We start from the raw sequence: 1,259 nt of genomic DNA, 5'->3' as shown, positions 1-1,259 counted from the left end.
CGCTGGATCAGGGTGTGGATGGTGTTGGGGTCGAAGATGTCGGTGCGAAATTCCACCGCCCCACTAATCCCGGCCGGTTGGCCGGCGTCGGTGAAGTTCTCGGTCAGAGAGAATGTCAAATCCATGCGCGCGGTGTGGGTTTGCACCGGTATGGGGTTGGCCTGTAGATCCCCCAGGCCCAGGTCGGTCAGGTTGTGGTGTTGCCAGGCCAGCATCACCTGCACCAGCGGGTGATGGGCCAGGCTGCGGGCCGGGTGCAGCCGTTCCACCAAGACTTCGAAGGGCACGTCTTGGTGCTCAAAGGCGGCCAGGCTACGCGCCCGCACCTGGCCAAGGAGTTCGGTCACACTGGGGTCGCGGGTCAGATCGACCCGTAGCACCAGGGTGTTGACGAAAAACCCGACCAGCTCATCTAGAGCGGGGTCGCGCCGGCCGGCGATCGGGAACCCCACCGCCACATCAGTACTGGCGCTCAGTTTGGCCAACAACACTGCCAACCCGGCCTGGAGCACCATGAAACTGGTCGCATCATGCGCGCGGGCCAGCCGGGTGATCTGCTGCTGCAACCCCGCCGGCCACTCGATCGCGATACTGGCCCCCCGATAATCGGCCACCGCCGGATAGGGCCGATCCGTGGGCAACACCAGCCGCTCAGGCAACCCAGCCAACGCGTGCTGCCAGTAAGCCAATTGCCCGCCGATCCGACTATCCGGATCCTCCAAGTCGCCGAACTGCTCACGTTGCCAGAGTGTGTAGTCGGCGTACTGCACCGCCAACGGCGCCCAACTTGGAGTCTGGCTTTGAGCGCGGCTGGTATAGGCCACACCCAGATCTCGTATCAGTGGTGTGGTCGACCAGCCGTCGGCGGCGATGTGGTGGGCCACCGCCACCAACACATACTCATCGGGGCCCAACCGGAAAAGCTCGGTGTGGATCGGGATTTCGGTTGCCAGATCGAACCAGTATTCTGCCGCCGCGGCGATGGCCTCCTCGAGCCGCTCGTGCGTCCACTCACCGGCGTCGATCACCGCCCAGCCGAACTCGGCCTGCTCGACCGGCACCACCTGCTGGTGGGGGATCCCGTCGATCGTGGGGAACAGGGTGCGCAGGCTTTCATGGCGGGCCACTAGATCACCGAGCGCAGCCTGCAGGGCGTCCACGTCGAGTGGCCCCGTGAGGTGTACCGCGATGGGCATGTTGTAGACCGCAGACCGGCCCAGCAACTGATCGATAAACCACAACCGGGACTGGGCAAACGA

1 protein-coding gene is annotated in these 1,259 nt (G+C 64.6%); it reads right to left on the bottom strand.

All coding sequences use genetic code 11. The annotated features are described in order from the left end of the window. A partial coding sequence (locus A5692_RS08265; RefSeq protein ID WP_231984236.1) for a condensation domain-containing protein occupies positions 1-1,259 on the bottom strand: 1,259 nt, incomplete at both ends.

The organism is Mycobacterium sp. E342, from assembly GCF_001667665.1.
Taxonomy (GTDB): Bacteria; Actinomycetota; Actinomycetes; order Mycobacteriales; family Mycobacteriaceae; genus Mycobacterium.
Note: the sequence above shows the minus strand (reverse complement) of the source record. Positions and strands in the feature narration are given on the sequence as shown.